The sequence below is a fragment of the Arthrobacter sp. Y3224198 genome, assembly GCF_059090025.1.
This window is the reverse complement of record NZ_JBNHFG010000011.1, coordinates 1-18136: the sequence shown is the minus strand read 5'-3', so window position 1 is coordinate 18136 and position 18136 is coordinate 1. Positions and strand designations below refer to the sequence as shown.

The following is an 18136-nucleotide window of genomic DNA, read 5'->3' as shown; positions in this document are numbered from 1 at the left end:
GGAAGATCGAGAAGGCACGAATTACCGTTTTCCGGCCGAAAATCGGTAAATCGTGCCTTCTCGATCCCGCCGACGGTAAATCGTGCCTTCTCGAACGCTAGGCCTGCGCCGTGCTGTTGCCGCTGGGGTCACAGCAGCCACATCTGTACCGAAGCGTGGGAAATTAGGCGCCAACCCCTACCTCCGACGCGCCTCCGGGACAGCAGCGACCCCTAGCTCGGCGGCGGGTTGCAGAGGAAGGCCGCTCTGCCCGGCGCCTGCCTGCCCCGCCGCAGGCATCCGTGCGTTCATGGCATGCTTGTAAGGGACACCGGACAGCGAACCCAAGGAGCGGCAGCTGTTGGATATTTTCAGTGCCACAGTGGACGGCATTAACAACTTCATCCTCTCCTCTGTGGGATCGCCCTGGGTTTACGTGGGGCTTTTCGCCTGCTGCCTCATTGACGGGTTCTTCCCTCCGGTGCCCAGCGAATCGCTGGTCGTGGCGCTGGCCTCCCTGGCCGCCGGCGGTGCCGGGGCCAACATCTGGCTGGTGATCCCGGCAGCTGCACTAGGTGCCTTCCTTGGCGACAACCTCGCGTATCTGCTGGGCCGCTGGATCGGCACGGAACGCTTCGCGTGGATGCAGAAGCCCAAAATGCGCCGCTCCTTTGCCTGGGCCCGCTATGAACTCGACAAACGGTCCGTCTCCCTGATCCTGGTGGCGCGCTTCATCCCGGTGGGGCGGGTGGTGGTCAACCTGACCGCGGGAGCCACAGGCTTCCCGCGGCGCCGGTTCGTGACCCTGACCGCAATTTCCGGTGTGGTCTGGGCGGCGTACAGCGTGGCCATCGGGGCAATTGCCGGTGTCTGGTTCAACGAGCACCACCTGCTGGGCGTGGTGGTGGGCGTCAGCGGGGCACTGGTCCTGGGCGTCATCGTGGACCGGATCATCAGCCTGGTCCGGGGGACAACCACGGACGTGCCACGTCCGGTCCGGGACGGCGGGGAAGCCGCCGGAGATGACGAAACAACGCAGAAAGCCGCCTGAGACACCGTAGAGTTGCCGTGTGACTGAACCTACAAATCTTCCTGCCAACGCCGCACGCCTCGACGTCCGAGCCCTGCCGAAGGTCTCGCTGCACGACCATCTGGACGGCGGACCGCGTCCGGCCACCATTGTTGAACTCGCTGCCGCCGTCGGGCATACCCTCCCCGCCACGGACCCGGCTGCCCTTGCCGCGTGGTTCCGCGATTCCGCAGACTCGGGGTCCCTGCCCCGGTACCTGGAAACGTTCGACCACACCATTGCCGTGATGCAGACCCGCGACGGGCTGGCCCGCGTGGCCCGCGAATTCGTTGAAGACCTGGTGGCCGACGGCGTGGTCTACGCCGAGGTGCGCTGGGCGCCGGAACAGCATGTGCAGGCCGGCCTGAGCCTGGACGAGGCAGTGGAGGCCGTGCAGGCCGGAATCGACGAGGCCGTCGCCAACGCCGAGGCAGCGGGCCGCTTCATCCAGGTCGGCCAGCTGGTCACCGCCATGCGGCACGGGGACCGTGCCATGGAAATCGCCGAGCTCGCGCTGCGCCACCGGGATTCCGGCGTGGTCGGCTTCGACATTGCCGGCGCCGAGGACGGGTTCCCGCCGTCGCGCTTCAAGGACGCCTTCACCATGCTGGCCGAACACCAGTTCCCCGTCACGGTGCACGCCGGCGAGGCAGCGGGAATCGCCAGCATCGTGGACGCACTGGTGCACGGCCGGGCGCTCCGGCTGGGCCACGGCGTGCGGATTGCCGAAGACATCGACGTCGAGTTCGACGTCGATGCCGCGTCCCCCGAGGAGCCCGAGGTTGGCCTGGTCAGCATGGGCAGGGTCGCGTCCTGGGTGCGGGACCGCGGCATTGCCCTGGAAGTCTGCCCGTCCTCCAATTTGCAGACCGGCGCCGTGGCGTCCTTCGGCGAGGACATCGAAACCCATCCCATCGATCTGCTCTACCAGACCGGCTTTGCCGTCACGGTGAACACCGATAACCGGCTGATGAGCGGGGTCACCCTCACCGGCGAATTCGAGCTGCTGATGGAGACCTTCGAGTATGACCTGGACGACATCCTGGAACTGACCATGAATGCCGTGAATGCGGCGTTCCTTCCGCTGGATGAGCGCGCCGCCCTCTCCGCCTACGTCACCGAGGGGTTCAACCGCGCCCGTGGCTGAAACTCCGCTTCCCGATGACCTCGGCCGGCGGTTCACCCGCCTCGCCGAGGTCATCGCCGCCCTGCGCGAGCGGTGCCCGTGGACGCGGGCCCTGACGCACGAATCGCTGCTTGAATACCTCGTGGAGGAAACCTACGAAGTCATCGAGGTGGTGGAGGGCGGCACCGCCGCACCGGACCGCGCCGCGGAACTGCGCGGTGAGCTCGGCGACGTCCTGCTGCAGGTGATGCTGCACGCCCGCCTGCAGCAGGAAGCCGGGAGTTTCTCCGTGGCGGACGTTGTGGACGGTCTCACCGCCAAGATGATCCGCCGCAACCCGCATGTTTTCCTCCCGGACGGCAGTCTCCGGCCGGACGGCGGCGAGCAATCGCTGGCGGAGATTGAGCGCGCCTGGGACCAGGCCAAAAAGGAGGAAGCACCGGGACGCAGCTCCGCCTATGAAGGCATACCGGCAGGGCTCCCGGCACTGGTGCTGGCCGGTAAGGCCCTCACACGCGCCCGCCGGGCGGAGCTTCCCCTGCCACCGCGCCCGCAGGAGGAGTTCTCCGACGAGGAGGAGCTGGGCGATGCCCTGCTGTCACTGGTTCGGCAGGCATCGGAGCAGGGACTGGACGCAGAAACCGCGTTGCGGGCTGCGGTCCGCCGCTACACGGCCCAAAACCCGGGCCGGCAGGACTGATCCGAGGGGCCGGACAGGGTCTATTCGCCGGGCGGGCCTTACCCGCGGCCGCGATTCTATTAGGCTAAGAGGCAGACACTGTCGCCTGCCGGTACGGCAGGCCCGCAGTTTTCTCCCCAATCGTTCCAATGAACAGGAGCAAATCAATGGCCGTCATCGATGCCATCCACGCACGCGAAATCCTCGACTCCCGCGGCAACCCCACCGTTGAGGTGGAGGTGCTGCTCGACGACGACACCTTCGGCCGGGCCGCTGTTCCCTCCGGTGCCTCCACAGGCGCCTTCGAGGCCAATGAACGCCGCGACGGAGAAAAGAACCGCTACCAGGGCAAGGGTGTGCTGCAGGCCGTCGAAGCCGTGATCGAGCAGATCCAGCCGGCGCTGCTGGGCTTCGACGCAGCAGACCAGCGTGCCATTGACCAGGCCATGATCGACCTGGACGGCACCGAGAACAAGTCCGGCCTGGGCGCCAACGCCATCCTGGGTGTGTCCCTGGCCGTGGCCCGCGCCGCCGCTGAATCAGCAGCCCTTCCGCTGTACCGCTACCTCGGCGGCCCCAACGCGCACATCCTGCCCGTGCCGCTGATGAACATCCTCAACGGCGGTTCGCACGCCGACTCCGACGTCGACATCCAGGAATTCATGATTGTTCCCCTGGGTGCCCAGACCTACTCCGAGGGCCTGCGCTGGGGCGTGGAGGTCTACCACAACCTCAAGTCCGTGCTGAAGGAAAAGAACCTCTCCACCGGCCTGGGTGACGAAGGCGGCTTCGCACCGAACCTGCCCTCCAACCGTGCGGCACTGGACCTGATCGTCGAAGCCATCGAGCGTGCCGGCTACGTGCCCGGCAACGACATCGCCCTGGCCCTGGACGTCGCCTCCTCCGAGTTCTACAAGGACGGTGCCTACGTCTTCGAGGGACAGAACCGCACCGCCGAGGAGATGTCCGCATACTACGAGGAACTGGTCCGGGACTACCCGCTGGTTTCCATCGAGGACCCGCTGGACGAAGAGGACTGGGACGGCTGGCAGACCCTGACGGCCCGCCTGGGCGATAAGGTGCAGCTGGTGGGCGACGACCTGTTCGTCACCAACCCCTCACGCCTGGAAACCGGCATCAAGAACCACGCCGCCAACTCGCTGCTGGTGAAGGTCAACCAGATCGGCACCCTGTCCGAAACCCTGGACGCCATCACCATGGCCCAGCGTGCCGGGTACACCACCATCACCTCGCACCGTTCCGGTGAAACCGAAGACACCACCATCGCCGACATCTGCGTAGCCACCAACGCCGGCCAGATCAAGACCGGCGCCCCGGCACGTTCCGAGCGGGTGGCCAAGTACAACCAGCTGCTGCGCATCGAAGAGGAACTCGACGACGCCGCCCGCTACGCCGGACGCAGCGCCTTCCCGCGCTTCAACGGCTAGCATCCGCACTGCCGGCGCCTGCGGCCCCTGATCGGGGGTCCGCAGGCGTTGCGTAACCGGCCCGGACGCCCCGGGTGGGTAACCTCGTAGGAGGAGCCCGCCCGCAGCGGTTTCCGGGCCGGTTTTGTATGCCGGACGCAATATCCGCAGCATCGAGATACCCAAGGACACAGAACGCATGTCAACGCGACGCCCCAAGGTGCCCAGGCCCCCGGCCCCCGTGAAGCCTGCCGCGGCGAAGCCTGCTGTGAAGTCCGCCCCCAAACCGGCAACAGCCAAGCCTGCCGCTGCAAAACCCGCTGCAAAGCCCTCAGCAACCCGGTCCGCCCGCCCGTCGGCCTCGGACACCCGGGCCGCCACCCGGATGCAGCTGTCCGGAGCCATCCACCGCGAGCCCGGCACCCGGCAGGAAACCAAGGCGACACCGGAGCCCGAGGGCGTCGACGAGCTGCGCCCCGTCCCGGCAAAGGCGTTCTCCGGCCGGCTGCTGGTCCTTGCCATGGTGATGGTCGCCATCACCGTGCTGCTGGCGCCCTCGGTCCGCACCTACCTGCAGCAGCGCTCCGACATTGCGGCCGCGAAGGCCGAAATTGCCCGGGCCCAGGAGCAGCAGTCGGATCTGGAACTGCAGTTGCGCCGCTGGGAGGACCCGGCGTACATCAAGCAGCAGGCACGGGACCGGATTTTCCTGGTGATGCCGGGGGAGAAGCGGTACCTGGTCAAGGGTGAAAACGGTGTCGAGGAAGCCGCGGCGCAGGCCGCCGAAGAAGAGCCCGAAGACCTGGAATGGGTTGATTCGCTGTGGGACTCGGTCAAGAGATCCGCCACGGCACAGTAATCTGGAGGCTGATAGAACTAGCAGCCCGGGACCCGCGCGGCCCCCACGGAAGGAACCACTGAGCATGACGCAGGACCAGCTCACCCCCACCCAGGAAGACCTGGAAACGCTGAGCAGGCAGCTCGGCCGGCCGGTGCGCGACGTCGTCGAGATCGGCGCCCGATGTGTCTGCGGAAACCCGCTGGTCGCCACCACGGCGCCCCGGCTGAGCAACGGCATTCCGTTCCCCACCACGTACTACCTCACCCACCCGGTGATCACCGCCGCCGTCTCCCGGCTGGAAGCGGCAGGGCTGATGACGGAGATGACCAGCCGGCTTGAGGAGGACCCGGACCTGGCACAGCGGTACCGCAGCGCCCACGAGCACTACCTCCGGGTCCGCAACGAAATCGGCGAACGCACCGGCACCGGCCCCGTGCCGGAAATCGACGGGGTTTCCGCCGGCGGCATGCCTACCCGGGTCAAATGCCTGCACGTCCTGGTGGGGCATTCCCTGGCCGCCGGTCCGGGCGTGAACCCGCTGGGCGACGAAGCCCTGGCCGCCATCGCCGAATGGTGGACAACGGACCGCTGCTACTGCGAAGGTGCTTGGGACACCACCGGGGCGGCACCCGCCCGGGACCTCAGCCGGCACACCAAAACGCAGGGACTGAGCCCCGAAGAGCTTGAAAGCAAGAAGGCAGCCCGCCGGCAGGGCAGCGACGCAGCAGGGCACGCTGCAACCAACGAGGGAGAACTGTGACAGACCAGGACACCACCGGAAGCGTGCGGGTTGCCGCCATCGACTGCGGCACCAACTCCATCCGCCTGCTGATCGCGGATATTGTCCGCGACGACGACGGCGCGGCCCGGCTGACCGACGTCGTCCGCCTGATGCGCGTGAACCGGCTGGGCCAGGGAGTGGATGCCACCGGACGGCTGGCCCCGGAAGCGCTGGAGCGCACCTTTGCCGCGGCGGACGAATACGCGGCCCTCATCCGTGAACACGGAGCATCCCGGGTCCGGTTTGTTGCCACCTCTGCCAGCCGCGACGCGGAAAACCGGCAGGAGTTTGCCGACGGCATCCGTGCACGCCTGGGCGTTGAACCCGAAGTCATCAGCGGCGATGAGGAAGCCGCGCTGTCCTTCGCCGGCGCAGCCAGTGTCTTCGCAGGCAGCAACGGCGCCAAGACCCTCGTGGTGGATCTGGGCGGCGGCAGCACCGAGTTCGTCCTCGGTGACAGCACCGGCGTGCTCGCTGCCAAGAGCACCAACATGGGCTGCGTCCGCTTCACCGAACGCTACCTGCACTCCGATCCCCCCACGGAAGCGGAAACCGCTGCCGCCACCTCGGAGATCCTGGACATGATCGCCTCCGCGCTGGACTCCGTCCCCCTGGCCGAAACCGACCGGCTGGTGGGCGTGGCCGGGACCATCACCACCGTCACCGCCGCCGCCCTGGACCTGGCCGAGTACTCCCCGGATGCCATCCACGGCACCGAGCTGAGCAGGGAACAGATCGACCGGACCGCCGATGCGCTGCTGCACCGGGACCGGGAGGCGCGGGCCGCGCTGCCCTACATGCATCCGGGCCGCGTGGACGTTATCGGTGCCGGCGCCCTGATCTGGCGCACCATCGTAGACCGCATCGAGGAACTGACGGACGGGCGGGTCACCTCGGCGTTTGCCAGCGAACACGACATCCTTGACGGCATCGCCCTGGGCGTCGCCGGGTGAAGGCCGCAGAACGGGCCCCCGGCCGTCCCGGGGGAGGAGCCGGGCGCCTTCGCGCCGCGGCTGCCGCACTGACCGCCGCCGTCGTGCTGCCGCTGTTGGCGCCCTCGGCCGCCTACGCCGACGAATGGCGGGACAAACAGTACTGGCTGGCCGACTACGGCATCACCGATGCGTGGAAGACCACGAAGGGCGCAGGCGTCAAAGTTGCCGTCATCGATACCGGTGTGGACGCCAGCCATCCGGACCTCGCAGGCGCGGTAACCGGCGGAGTGGACGTCTCCGGGGCCGGTGACCCCAAGGGCGCCAAGGGCCTGGGCAGCAACCCGGCGCACGGGACCCTGGTGGCCACCCTGCTCGCCGGGCGCGGCCATGCCAAGCCCGATGCCAAGGAAGGGGACACCGAGCGCCCCGACGGCATCATCGGCGTGGCACCTGAGGCCGAGATCCTGGCCGTATCGGCCTGGATCGGCGGCACCAACCCTGCCGGAGTGCCCATCGACGCCCAGATCCCCAACGCGGTGCGCTGGGCGGTCGACAACGGCGCCAAGGTGATCAACATGTCCCTGGGCAGCACGTCCACCGCGTGGCCGGAAAGCTGGGACGACGCGTTCCTGTATGCGGAACAGCATGACGTGGTGGTGGTCGCGGCTGCCGGCAACCGGGGCGTGGGAATGGTCCAGGTGGGGGCACCTGCCACCATTCCGGGCGTCCTGACCGTGGCCGGGCTGAACCGCCAGGGCGAAGCCAGCTTCGATTCCTCTTCCGAGGGCATCAGCATCGGCGTGGCCGCCCCGGCCGAAGACCTGATCGGCGGCCTGCCCGAAGGCACCTCCCGGTACGCCAAGTGGGAAGGGACCTCGGGAGCCGCTCCGCTGGTCTCCGGCGTCGCAGCGCTGATCCGCTCGGCGCACCCGGAAATGAGCGCAGCGAACGTGGTCAACCGGATAGTCAGCACCGCCCGCGACGCCGGAGCTCCCGGGACCGACACCATTTACGGGTACGGCATTCTGGACGCCAATGCCGCAGTCAACGCCGAGGTTCCCTCCGTCACAGCCAATCCGCTGGGCTCCATTGCCGAATGGATCCGGGTCCACCGGCGCGTGGCCGATGTCTCGCCGGGCACCGCCGACTTCCCTGCACCCACGGTCCCCGACCTGCCGGAGCCCACTGTGCCGGCAGCGGCCCCACCGCCGGCCGAAAGTACGGCCCTGCCCGCCGCGGTAGTGCTCGGCTTCGGGGGACTGCTGGTCCTGGTGGTTGCCGCCGGGACCGTGCACGTCGCCGTGGTGAGGCGCCGGAACGGGGCCGCGGGTGCCGCTGCCGCCAGCGAATCCGGATCGCTGGACGAGGCCGGAGTGAGGTAGCCGAACGCCCCATGTGTCCGTTGTCAAATGGTTCGTGAAGACTTTCACAAACTCGGGTAGCATTGGGGCTATGGCATCGAACAAGCAGTTTTCTGATCGTCCCCGCGTTCTGGTGGTCGGTGGTGGTTACGTTGGTCTGTACGTAGCCAAAGACCTCCAGAAGAAGGTAAAGGCACAGGGTGGCATTGTCACGGTAGTGGACCCGCTGCCGTACATGACGTACCAGCCTTTCCTTCCCGAGGTGGCCGCAGGCACCATTGAGGCCCGCGACGCCGTTGTATCCCACCGCATGCACCTGAAGAGCACCGAGCTGATCACCGGCAAGGTCACTTCCATCAACCACGCCGCCCGCACCGCCACGGTTGAACCGGGCGACGGCAGCGAACCGTTTGAACTGCCCTACCAGGACGTTGTCCTGGCCGCAGGCTCCATCACCCGCACCTTCCCGATCCCCGGCCTCGCCGAGGCAGGCATCGGCATGAAGAGCATCGAAGAAGCCGTGGCGATGCGAAACCACGTGCTCGAGCGGATTGAAACGGCCTCCCTGATGCCCGCCGGCCCGGAGCGCGAACGTGCCCTGACCTTCGTCGTCGTGGGCGGCGGCTTTGCCGGCATCGAGACCCTGACCGAAATCGAAGACATGGCCCGCGACGCCGTGCGCCTCAACGACCGGCTCCGCCGCGAGGACCTGCGCTTCGTGATGATCGAGGCCATGGGCCGCGTGATGCCCGAGGTCAAGCCGGACCAGGCCGAATGGGTTGTCTCCAGCATGCGTGAGCGCGGCATCGAGGTGCTGCTGAACACGTCCCTGGCTTCCGCCGAGGACGGCGTCCTGAAGCTCATCAACATGGCGGACAAGTCCCCGGCCGGTGAGTTCGGAGCCGACACCCTCATTTGGACTGCCGGTGTGCAGGCCAACCCGATGGTGCGCGCCACCGACTTCCCGATCGACGAGCGCGGCCGCGTCCGCGCCAACCCGGAACTGCGCATCACCGGCGATGACGGCCCCATCGACGGCGCCTGGGCTGCCGGCGACGTCTCCGCCGTTCCCGATCTCTCCGGCGGCGGCGTTGGCGGCTTCTGCGTCCCGAACGCACAGCACGCCGTCCGCCAGGCCAAGCTGCTGGCCAAGAACATCATGGCCGCCCGCTACGGCGTCGGCACGGTCGAGGAGTACAACCACAAGAGCCTGGGTGCCGTTGCAGGCCTGGGCCAGTACAAGGGCGTTGCCAACATCATGGGCTTCGGCATGAAGGGCTTCCCGGCCTGGCTGGCGCACCGCGGCTACCACGGCATGGCGATGCCGATGTTCGAACGCAAGTTCCGGATTATCTCGGGCTGGCTGCTGAACGTGGCCTACGGCCGCGACGTGACCGATCTGCGCAACCTGAAGCACCCGCGCAAGAGCTTCCAGGAAGCAGCAACCCCGGCCAAGAAGCCGGCTGCCAAGGCCTAGTTGCGGCCTTCACGGCGTAACTAAGCACACAGCGGCGGCGGTCCTCCCATGGGGAGGGCCGCCGCCGCTGTGTTTCCTGCGTTCCACGGCTTTCCAGTAGGCTTGGAAGGCAATTGTGCGCCCCAGTAGCCCAATTGGCAGAGGCAACCGACTTAAAATCGGTGTGTTGTCGGTTCGAGTCCGACCTGGGGTACTTTCACCTTTCCCGCCGGCGCTACAGCCGCGCGGGTTCCCGCCTGCTGGGCTTCCTAGCCGCGGCGGTTGCGGTGCCTGCGCAGGAGCGCACCGGCAAGCACGCCCAGGATCACGACGGCGGCTGCCGCAGGGAGCACCGTCTCCATCCCGGCCCGCTCCTCATCGGCTGCAGCGGAGGGTGTGGGACTTGGCGTCCGGGACGTGGCCGGCGGCGGCGACGGCGAGGACGTAGCAGCGGGTGCGGGGAGGACCGCAGTCCCGCCGGGAGCTGCCTCAGTCCGGGCCGGTTCCGCGGACGGAACGGCTGCCGGAACGGCGGGGGACTCGGCCGGTACGGGAACCGCAGGGACGGCTTCGGAATAGTGGCCGGTCTCCGGGTCATAATTGCTTTCCCCGGGATTGTAGAAGGGTGAGGGTTCCGGCTGGCCGGAGGGGGCGGGAATGCAGGCCTGCACGCCGTCCACCACGGCGGGAACCAGGCCCGGTGCACAGGACAGTGCCTGCGCGGGGCCTGCGGTACCCAGCAGCACCAGCAGCGCCGCAGCGGTAAGTGTGGAACCGGCGGCGGTGAGACGCTGTGCATGCATTGTTTTCCCCTGTTATTTCCCCAAAAGACCGTGTACCGCCATCGTATCGGGGTGGAACCGGCCCTCAGCGCAAGGGCGCGATGCCCAAAATGTGACGAGCGTTACAAGGCTGTAACCCCAAACTCTTATATTCGACACAATGTTCCATTAGCTTTTCTTCTAATCAGGAACACCTGGTATTCGCATCAAAGGCACCTGCCTTTCGATCGGGGAGATAACGTTTATGACTGCACTACGCAATGCCGGCCGTCCTGGCCTGGGCGAGGGATATGCCCGCTCGGCCAAGATAGCCGCCCTCGGTTTGGGCTTTGTCCTGTTTGCCAGCGGCTGCAGCGGCAACTCGGATTCGTCCGGAGGAGATAGCGCCAGCCCGTCAGAGACCGCGGCCGAAGCCGCGCTTCTGTCCTGCCCGGAGAACCAAGGAGGAACGGGAACCGACCCCGGTACCAAGGGTGATCCTGCGGCCGTACCCGCCTCCACGGGTACCACGGATGCACCGCTGAAGCTCGGCACGCTGCTGCCCACCACCGGCTCGCTTGCCTACCTTGGCCCGCCCGAAATCGCCGGCACCAACGTGGCCGTCAAGGAAATCAACGACGCCGGCGGCGTCCTGGGGAAGCCGGTCGAAATCGTGCACCGCGACTCCGGCGACACCACCACGGATATTGCCACGCAGTCGGTCAACGACCTGCTGGGCCAGGGCGTCAGCGCCATTGTCGGCGCGGCATCCTCCGGTGTGTCCAAGACGGTGATCGGCAACATCACCGGTGCCGGCGTCATCCAGTTCTCCCCGGCCAACACCTCGCCCGACTTCTCCACCTGGGATGACAACGGACTGTACTGGCGGACCGCTCCCTCGGATGTCCTGCAGGGCCGTATCCTGGGCAACTACATCATGTCCTGCGGCGCGCAGACCGTGGGCATGATCGTGCTCAATGACGCCTACGGCACGGGGCTGCAGAGCAACGTGAAGACCTCGGTCGAGGCTTCCGGCGGCCAGGTGGTTGTGGAGGAGATGTTCAACGAGGGTGACTCGCAGTTCAGCAGCCAGGTGGACTCCGTTGTCGCCGCAAAGCCCGACGCAATTGTGGTCATCAGCTTCGACCAGGCCAAGAGCATTGTGCCGCTGCTGAAGGCCAAGGGAGTTGACTCCAGCCAGCTGTTCTTCGTGGACGGCAATACTTCCGACTACAGCAAGGACCTGGACGCCGGAACCCTCGAGGGGGCGCAGGGAACCATTCCCGGCACCTTCGCATCGGAAAACTTCAAGGAATCCCTGCTTGCGGTTGACCCGGCGCTGAAGGACTGGTCCTACGCCGGTGAAAGCTATGACGCCGTTACCCTGCTGGCGCTGGCAGCCGAGGCTGCCGGCAGCACCGACGGCAAGGCCATCGCAGCCCAGCTGGAGAGCGTGTCCGGCGAGGGTGAGAAGTGCTTCGACTTCGCCGGCTGCGTGACGATCCTGCGCGGCGGCGGAGACATTGACTATGACGGCTACTCCGGACCGATCACGTTCGATGCGAACGGCGATCCCACGGAGGCATTCATCGGCATCTACCAGTACGACGCCGACAACGTGCCGCAGCCCAGCCGCTCCGAGGCGGGCAAGCTCTAGCCGAAACAGAACACCAAAGAAGGAAGCCCCCGCCGGCACCGGCGGGGGCTTCCTTCTTTGCTGCTGGGTGTGTTTGCTGCTGACTGTCCTTCCAGGGGTGCTGTCCCGGGTTCGGGGCCAGCTTCCTGGCCCCGGGCCGGCCCCTCCTCGCCCCGGCCAGCCCCGGGACGGCCCCGGGCCAGCCCCGGGGAGCCCGGGGCCAGGGACGGCCTAGGCTGTCTCTGCCAGCGTGCCCAGGTACAGCTGGATGACCTTGGGATCCTTCATCAGCTCGCGTCCGGTGCCGGTGTAGGCGTCCCGGCCCTGGTCCAGCACGTAGGCGCGGTCGCAGATCTGCAGGCAGCGGCGGGCATTCTGTTCCACCATGATCACCGAAACGCCGGCCCGGTTGATCTCATGCACCCTCAGGAACGCCTCGTCCTGCTTGACGGGGGAGAGCCCGGCAGAGGGTTCGTCCAACAGCAGTACGGCAGGATCCATCATCAGCGCACGGCCCATGGCAACCATCTGCCGCTCTCCGCCGGAGAGCGAGCCGGCACGCTGGGCCCGGCGCTTGGCCAGTTCCGGGAAAACCCCGGAGACAAACTCAAAGCGTTCCTTGAAAGTCTTGGGCGCCTGGAAGACACCCATCTGCAGGTTCTCTTCAATAGTCAGCGAGGGGAAGACATTGTTGTTCTGCGGGACAAATCCCACACCCCGGCTGACGAGTTTGTTGGCCTTGAGACCGGTCAGGTCCTGGCCGCGGACCACCACTGTGCCTGAATGCACCTTCACCAGGCCGAACATCGCCTTGAGCAGGGTGGACTTGCCCGCCCCGTTGGGGCCGATGATCCCGATCAGTTCCCCTCGGCGGGCCTCGATGCTGCAGCCGTTGAGGATGTTGACCCCGGGCAGGTAGCCCGCCACCAGGTCGGTCACTTTGACCACGGAATCGCCATCGAATGCCTCGGCGCTCATGCCTGGTCCTTCCGTTCGTTGGACAGCCGGGCGGACGCTCCGGCGGGTTCGGTGCCTACGGAGGACTCGGCGTCGTGCTCCAGTTCCGCCTCCAGCTTTTCGAAGCCTTCCGAGTCGCCGAGGTCCACATCGTGGTGGGCGCCCAGATAGGCGTCGATCACGGCCTGGTCCTTCATGACCTCCGCCGGCGGCCCTTCGGCCACTACCTTGCCCTCGGCCATCACGATGACCCAGTCGGCAATGTGGCGGACCATGTGCATGTCGTGTTCAACGAACAGGACGGTCATGCCTTCGGCCTTCAGGTTCTTGATATGGTCCAGCAGGGATTGCGTCAGCGCGGGGTTTACGCCGGCCATGGGCTCATCCAGCATCACCAGCTTGGGCCGGACCATCAGTGCCCGCGCCATTTCGAGCAGCTTGCGCTGCCCGCCGGAGAGCGACGCCGCGTAGTCGGCGCGCTTGGTGTCCAGCTTGAACTTGGCCAAAAGCACATCCGCCTGCTCGGTGATCTCGGCTTCCCGGTTACGCCACAGCGGGGGAATCAGGGCCCGCCAGAGGGATTCGCCCGGCTGCGAGGCTGCGCCCAGGCGCATGTTCTCCAGCACGGTCAGCTTGCCCATCACTTTGGTCAGCTGGAAGGTGCGGACCATGCCGAGCCGGGCCACCTTGTAGGCGGATACCCCGGCCAGGTCCTTGCCCTCGAACTGCCAGGTGCCCGACTGCGGGGTATCGAAACCGGTCAGGAGATTAAAGAGCGTGGTTTTCCCGGCACCGTTGGGTCCGATCAAAGCGGTGATCTTGTGCCGGGGAATTTCCACATGGTCCACGTCCACGGCGTTGATGCCGCCGTAGGTCCTGGTGACGTTTTCCGCCACCAGGATCGGATCCCGTTTGGCGCAGCCCGGCCCGACCTCACCGGCGGCAATGGGACGGGTGTCGGTTATGTGTCCGGCGTCCCCGGTTGCCACGGTGGCCGGGGCGGCCGGGGACACTGCCGGTTCGGCTGCGTGTGCCCCTGCGGTACGGGCCTGTGCCCGGGGTTCGTCTGCCTGGTGGCTCATGCGAACGACAGCTCCTTTTTATTGCCCAGGATGCCCTGGGGCCGGAAGATCATCAGCAGCATCAGGGCTACACCCACAAGGATGTAGCGGATCTGGCCTGCCTGGGACGTGGAGATGAAGGTGATGTACCCGGCCTCAATGGCGCCGTAAAGCACGCCCTGGGTCAGGGAAAGTATGGCCCAGAAGATCATGGACCCAAGGACCGGACCCAGGACCGTGGACATGCCGCCCAGCAGAAGCGCGGTGTAGAGATAGAAGGTCAGTTCCGTGCCGTAGTTGGCCGGCTGCACCGCATCGCGGGGGAGGGTGAAGATAATTCCCGCCACGGTACCCAGCAGGCCGCCGATGATCAGGGCCTGCATCTTGTAGGCGTACACGTTCTTGCCCAGCGCGCGGACGGCGTTCTCGTCCTCGCGGATGCCCTTGACCACACGCCCCCAAGGGCTGCGGATCAGCATCCAGACCAGGAGGCAGGCGAGGATCACCAGCGTCCAGGCCACCAGCCGGATCCACAGGTCCCGTTCGTTCATGGAGATGGGGCCGAAGCTGTACGTTCCCGCCGGAATCGGGTTGAGGCCGTAGAAGCTGCCGGTGAAGGCGGCCAGGCCGTTGGCGGATCCGGTCACCGGAGTCATGGAGTTGGTGGTGACGATGTACCGGATGATCTCGGCAGCGGCAATGGTGACGATTGCCAGGTAATCCGCACGCAGGCGGAGGGTGGGTATGCCCAGGATGACGGCAAACACCGCTGATGCCAGCAGGGCGATCAGCAGGGCCAGCGGCAGCGGGGCATTAAAGGACAGGATGGGTATGGCGAAACCGTAGGCACCGACGGCCATAAAGCCGGCCTGCCCGAAGTTCAGCAGCCCGGTGTAGCCGAAATGGACGGCGAGGCCGAGTGCGGCCAGCGCGTACGCGGCCGTGGTGGGGCTGATGATCTCGTTGAAGGCACCGAGAAGAATGTTGGCGAAATCCAAAACTAAGCCCCTAACCTATGCGCTCGCGGCGGCCGAGGAGTCCCTGCGGCCGGACCAGCAGGACAAGAATCATGATGACCAGGGCGCCGACGTATTTCAGGTCCGCCTCCAGCCAGAGGGTGGAGATCTCGACGAAGAGTCCCACCAGGACGGAGCCGACCAGTGCCCCGAAGACCGTGCCGAGACCGCCCAGGGTCACGCCGGCGAAGATCAGCAGCAGGATCTGCTGGCCCATGTTGAAGGACACACCGGGGCGGTAATACGCCCAGAGTATGCCGCCCATGGCGGCCAGTGCCCCGCCGATTACCCAGACGAGCCGGATGACCCGGTCCACGTCAATGCCGGACGCCGCGGCCAGTGCCGGGTTGTCCGCGACCGCCCGCGTGGCCTTGCCGATCCGGGTGCGCAGCAGCAGGAGCGCCACCACCAGGATGACCGCCAGGCTGACGATCAGGGACACCAAGGTGTTGCGGGGGATGGATACGGGACCAAGTTCCAGCACCGGACTCTGGGCACCCGGCAGTTGCTGGGTACCGCCGCCGAAGAAGAACAGGACGGTGTAGCGCACGGCCACGGCCAGGCCGATGCTGACGATCATCATGGGCACCAGGCCGGTGCCGCGGCGCCGCAGCGGTTTCCAGATGCCGGCGTCCTGCGCGTACCCGAAGGCGCCGCCGCCCAGCACCGCCAGTGGAAGGGCCACCCAGAGCGGCATGCCCATGGCGGCGAAGGTGAAGGCGAGGACGGCGCCCAGGGTCACCATCTCGCCGTGGGCGAAGTTGGTCAGCCCGGTGGTGCCGAAGATCAGTGAGAGGCCGACGGCGCTCAGTGCCAGCAGCAGGCCGAAACTGAGGCCAGCCACGGCACGTTCCAGCAGCAGGGAACCAAAGTTTTCCTCCTGCAGCACAATGCCTTCACCCAGCAGGAACAGTGTGCTGATGTTGGTGGTGTTGGCGAAGGTGACGGTGCGTGGATTCTGCTGGCCCTCGGCCAGGGCGACACCCTCGGGGAGGGTGGACTCGTCCAGTTCCACTTCATAGGCGCCCTGCTCCGGGACGCCGATGGACCAGGACCCGTTGGCTCCGGTGACGGCCTCGGCCTCGTATCCGTTGCCGGTGGCGGTGATCTTCACCCCTTCCAGCGGGGTGCCCTCGTTTTTGATGACGCCGCTGATCCTGTCAGGGTAGTCGGCGCCGTCGGTGGCTGCCGGACTGGTGGCCGGGGCGGAAGCGCCGTCCGACGGGCTGGTTGTAGTCGCTTGCGCGGCAGGGGCGGACAGGAGCAGGGCGGCGAACATCGCCGCCACCGCTGCCAGCATCCCCAGATACCGGGTCAGCGCCGATGTTCTTGCCAAGTTCCAAAACCTCCACGCAGGGCTGCGGCACCGGATCATGCGGTCCGCAGGCGGGTAGATGTGACTCAGGTCACCGATTGGGGAACATGCTACCCACTGAATGTTTCAGGCAGTGACGTTTGTCCCGGTGCGAATGTCGCGATCGGGTAACGACTTTGCTGCCGCCGGCGCAAGAGCAGCACTCCCCGCGGGCCGCCGCCTGTATCAAACCGTTACCGTTTGGCGCATATTCGCGGGAATCCGCACGCTTCGCCGTTCGTTGGACTTGGTAGGCTGGGCTGAAACAGCCCCCCCAGATGGAGGACATATTTCAATGGCACTTGGTGGAAACCCGGTTTTCAACGGAAAGAATTTCCGTTCCCAGACCCGAGGCGGCGCTGCCCAGGGCACGCTGGCAACGGACCACAGCAACATGACGCCCCAGCAGCTGCAGGATCTGTACACAGCTCCGTCAGCCAAGGCTTCGGACATGGGTCGGATGACCTACGACGACGTGATCATGAAGACGGTCTTCTGCCTTGCCGCAGTGCTGGTTGGCGCAGCCATCCCGACCTTCATCCTGCCGGGCCTCGGCGCCGGGCTGATGATCCTGGGCGCATTGGGCGGATTTGTCCTGGGCCTGGTCAACTCCTTCAAGCGCGAGCCGGTGCCGGCCCTGATCCTGGCGTACGCCGTCCTGGAGGGCATGTTCCTCGGCGGACTGACCGCCGTCCTGGACAATGCCTACCCGGGCGTCGGCCTGCAGGCCGTGCTGGGCACGCTCGCCGTGTTCGCCGTGACCCTGGTCCTGTTCCGCAGCGGCAAGGTACGCGCAACGCCCAAGGCCGTGCGCTTCTTTATGATCGCCATCATCGGTTACGCGGTCTTCTCGCTGATCAACGTGGGCCTGATGATCTTCGGCGGCGTCCAGGATCCCTGGGGCCTGCGCGGTGTTGAAATCTTCGGCATCCCCATGGGCGTGTTCATCGGCCTCCTGGCCATCGGCCTCGCCGCGTTCTCGCTGGTCATGGACTTCACGTCCATTGAGCAGGGAGTCAAGGCAGGCGCCCCCGAGCGCTACTCCTGGACCGCAGCCTTCGGCCTGACGGTCACCCTGGTCTGGCTGTACGTGGAGATCATCCGCCTCCTGGCTATCCTCCGCGGCGACGACTGACACTACGCCCCGGCAGCATCCTCAGAAGACCCGCAGGCACGGCGCCTGCGGGTCTTCTGTTGTTTAAGCGGCAGGGGCACCGGCTGTTTAAGCGGCGGGGGCACCGGCGCCGGACGGAACGACCAGTCCCGGTTGCTTCCGCCGATTGACGTCCGTGCGGGGATCCGGCCCAAAACCGGCCGTTACGCTGGGCAGCCCCTGGCCCGGTACGTAGCATGCAGGACGTGGGGAGCGGTCCCTGCATGGGGAGCAGCGGGAGCAGGCAAAGGCCACGTAAGCGGCCGGCGCCCGGCACCTGCTGGAAAAGGAGTCTTCGGTGGCGAACGACCGGCAGTCCGTGGTGGAGGAACTTGTTGACATCCTGCTGGCCGCGCCGGAACCGGAGGTGTTCCTGGCCCGGACGGCGGAGACTGCGGCCCGCCGGCTGGGACTGACAGCCCCCGGGGGCTGTTCGCTCGGGGTGAGCCGCAGCCGCCGGCCCCTGGTATCGGCGGCATCTGCGGGACTGGACCCGGAAGCGGCCGGATTCGGGCCGGGCAGCCCGGCCGGAACCGTGCTCGGC

17 protein-coding genes and 1 tRNA gene are annotated in these 18136 nt (G+C 66.7%); 13 read left to right on the top strand and 5 right to left on the bottom strand.

Annotation, left to right across the window (positions count from 1 at the left end; translation table 11 throughout):
- Positions 1-361: 361 nt before the first annotated feature.
- The 10 genes from AC5RUF_RS08145 (at position 362) to AC5RUF_RS08100 (ending at position 9868) form a co-directional block, all read left to right on the top strand.
- Entirely contained in the window at positions 362-1030 is a 669-nt protein-coding gene (locus tag AC5RUF_RS08145; protein ID WP_494130294.1) for a DedA family protein, read from the top strand.
- A gap of 19 nt (positions 1031-1049) precedes the next feature.
- Positions 1050-2195, top strand: a complete 1146-nt coding sequence (locus tag AC5RUF_RS08140) for an adenosine deaminase (RefSeq protein WP_494130234.1) — start codon at positions 1050-1052, stop codon at positions 2193-2195.
- Positions 2188-2874, top strand: a complete 687-nt coding sequence (locus AC5RUF_RS08135) for a nucleoside triphosphate pyrophosphohydrolase (RefSeq protein WP_493996205.1) — start codon at positions 2188-2190, stop codon at positions 2872-2874. The genes AC5RUF_RS08140 and AC5RUF_RS08135 overlap by 8 nt, the downstream gene beginning before the upstream one ends.
- A 146-nt stretch (positions 2875-3020) precedes the next feature.
- Positions 3021-4301, top strand: a complete 1281-nt coding sequence (eno, locus tag AC5RUF_RS08130; protein WP_493996204.1) for a phosphopyruvate hydratase — start codon at positions 3021-3023, stop codon at positions 4299-4301.
- Between the two features lie 178 nt (positions 4302-4479).
- Positions 4480-5139 (top strand): FtsB family cell division protein, encoded by a 660-nt coding sequence (locus tag AC5RUF_RS08125; protein ID WP_494130233.1) that lies wholly within the window; start codon positions 4480-4482, stop codon positions 5137-5139.
- 64 nt (positions 5140-5203) lie between these two features.
- Positions 5204-5881, top strand: a complete 678-nt coding sequence (locus tag AC5RUF_RS08120; protein WP_493996202.1) for a DUF501 domain-containing protein — start codon at positions 5204-5206, stop codon at positions 5879-5881.
- Entirely contained in the window at positions 5878-6855 is a 978-nt protein-coding gene (locus tag AC5RUF_RS08115) for a Ppx/GppA phosphatase family protein (RefSeq protein WP_493996201.1), read from the top strand. The genes AC5RUF_RS08120 and AC5RUF_RS08115 overlap by 4 nt, the downstream gene beginning before the upstream one ends.
- A complete protein-coding gene (locus AC5RUF_RS08110; protein ID WP_494130232.1) occupies positions 6852-8219 on the top strand; it encodes a S8 family serine peptidase in 1368 nt (455 codons plus the stop codon). Before AC5RUF_RS08115 ends, AC5RUF_RS08110 begins: the two co-directional genes overlap by 4 nt.
- A 70-nt stretch (positions 8220-8289) precedes the next feature.
- Complete coding sequence (locus tag AC5RUF_RS08105; protein WP_494130231.1) at positions 8290-9675, top strand: NAD(P)/FAD-dependent oxidoreductase; 1386 nt, start codon at positions 8290-8292, stop codon at positions 9673-9675.
- A 119-nt stretch (positions 9676-9794) separates the two neighbouring features.
- Positions 9795-9868 (top strand) — tRNA-Leu (locus AC5RUF_RS08100).
- Between the two features lie 55 nt (positions 9869-9923).
- On the opposite strand, the gene AC5RUF_RS08095 is transcribed toward AC5RUF_RS08100, so the two are convergent.
- Positions 9924-10457 (bottom strand): hypothetical protein, encoded by a 534-nt coding sequence (locus AC5RUF_RS08095; protein ID WP_494130230.1) that lies wholly within the window; start codon positions 10455-10457, stop codon positions 9924-9926.
- 223 nt (positions 10458-10680) lie between these two features.
- On the opposite strand from AC5RUF_RS08095, the gene AC5RUF_RS08090 reads away from it, so the two are divergent.
- The gene (locus tag AC5RUF_RS08090) at positions 10681-12072 is read left to right on the top strand and encodes an ABC transporter substrate-binding protein (RefSeq protein WP_493998225.1); all 1392 of its coding nucleotides are present in this window, start codon (positions 10681-10683) and stop codon (positions 12070-12072) included.
- Positions 12073-12282: 210 nt separating this feature from the next.
- Here AC5RUF_RS08090 and AC5RUF_RS08085 read toward each other — a convergent pair whose 3' ends face one another.
- The 4 genes from AC5RUF_RS08085 to AC5RUF_RS08070 are packed head-to-tail and all read right to left on the bottom strand — an operon-like array spanning position 12283 to position 16385.
- A complete protein-coding gene (locus AC5RUF_RS08085) occupies positions 12283-13029 on the bottom strand; it encodes an ABC transporter ATP-binding protein (RefSeq protein WP_493997282.1) in 747 nt (248 codons plus the stop codon).
- Complete coding sequence (locus AC5RUF_RS08080; RefSeq protein WP_493997283.1) at positions 13026-14090, bottom strand: ABC transporter ATP-binding protein; 1065 nt, start codon at positions 14088-14090, stop codon at positions 13026-13028. The genes AC5RUF_RS08085 and AC5RUF_RS08080 overlap by 4 nt, the downstream gene beginning before the upstream one ends.
- Positions 14087-15067: a branched-chain amino acid ABC transporter permease gene (locus AC5RUF_RS08075; RefSeq protein WP_493997284.1), complete on the bottom strand. Its 981-nt coding sequence runs from the start codon at positions 15065-15067 to the stop codon at positions 14087-14089. The genes AC5RUF_RS08080 and AC5RUF_RS08075 overlap by 4 nt, the downstream gene beginning before the upstream one ends.
- A gap of 10 nt (positions 15068-15077) precedes the next feature.
- Positions 15078-16385, bottom strand: coding sequence for a branched-chain amino acid ABC transporter permease (locus tag AC5RUF_RS08070; RefSeq protein ID WP_493997287.1), 1308 nt, complete (start codon positions 16383-16385; stop codon positions 15078-15080).
- Between the two features lie 349 nt (positions 16386-16734).
- On the opposite strand from AC5RUF_RS08070, the gene AC5RUF_RS08065 reads away from it, so the two are divergent.
- Positions 16735-17574: a Bax inhibitor-1/YccA family protein gene (locus tag AC5RUF_RS08065; RefSeq protein WP_494130229.1), complete on the top strand. Its 840-nt coding sequence runs from the start codon at positions 16735-16737 to the stop codon at positions 17572-17574.
- A 316-nt stretch (positions 17575-17890) separates the two neighbouring features.
- The coding region (locus AC5RUF_RS08060) for a hypothetical protein (RefSeq protein WP_494130228.1) at positions 17891-18136 on the top strand (246 nt) is incomplete at its 3' end.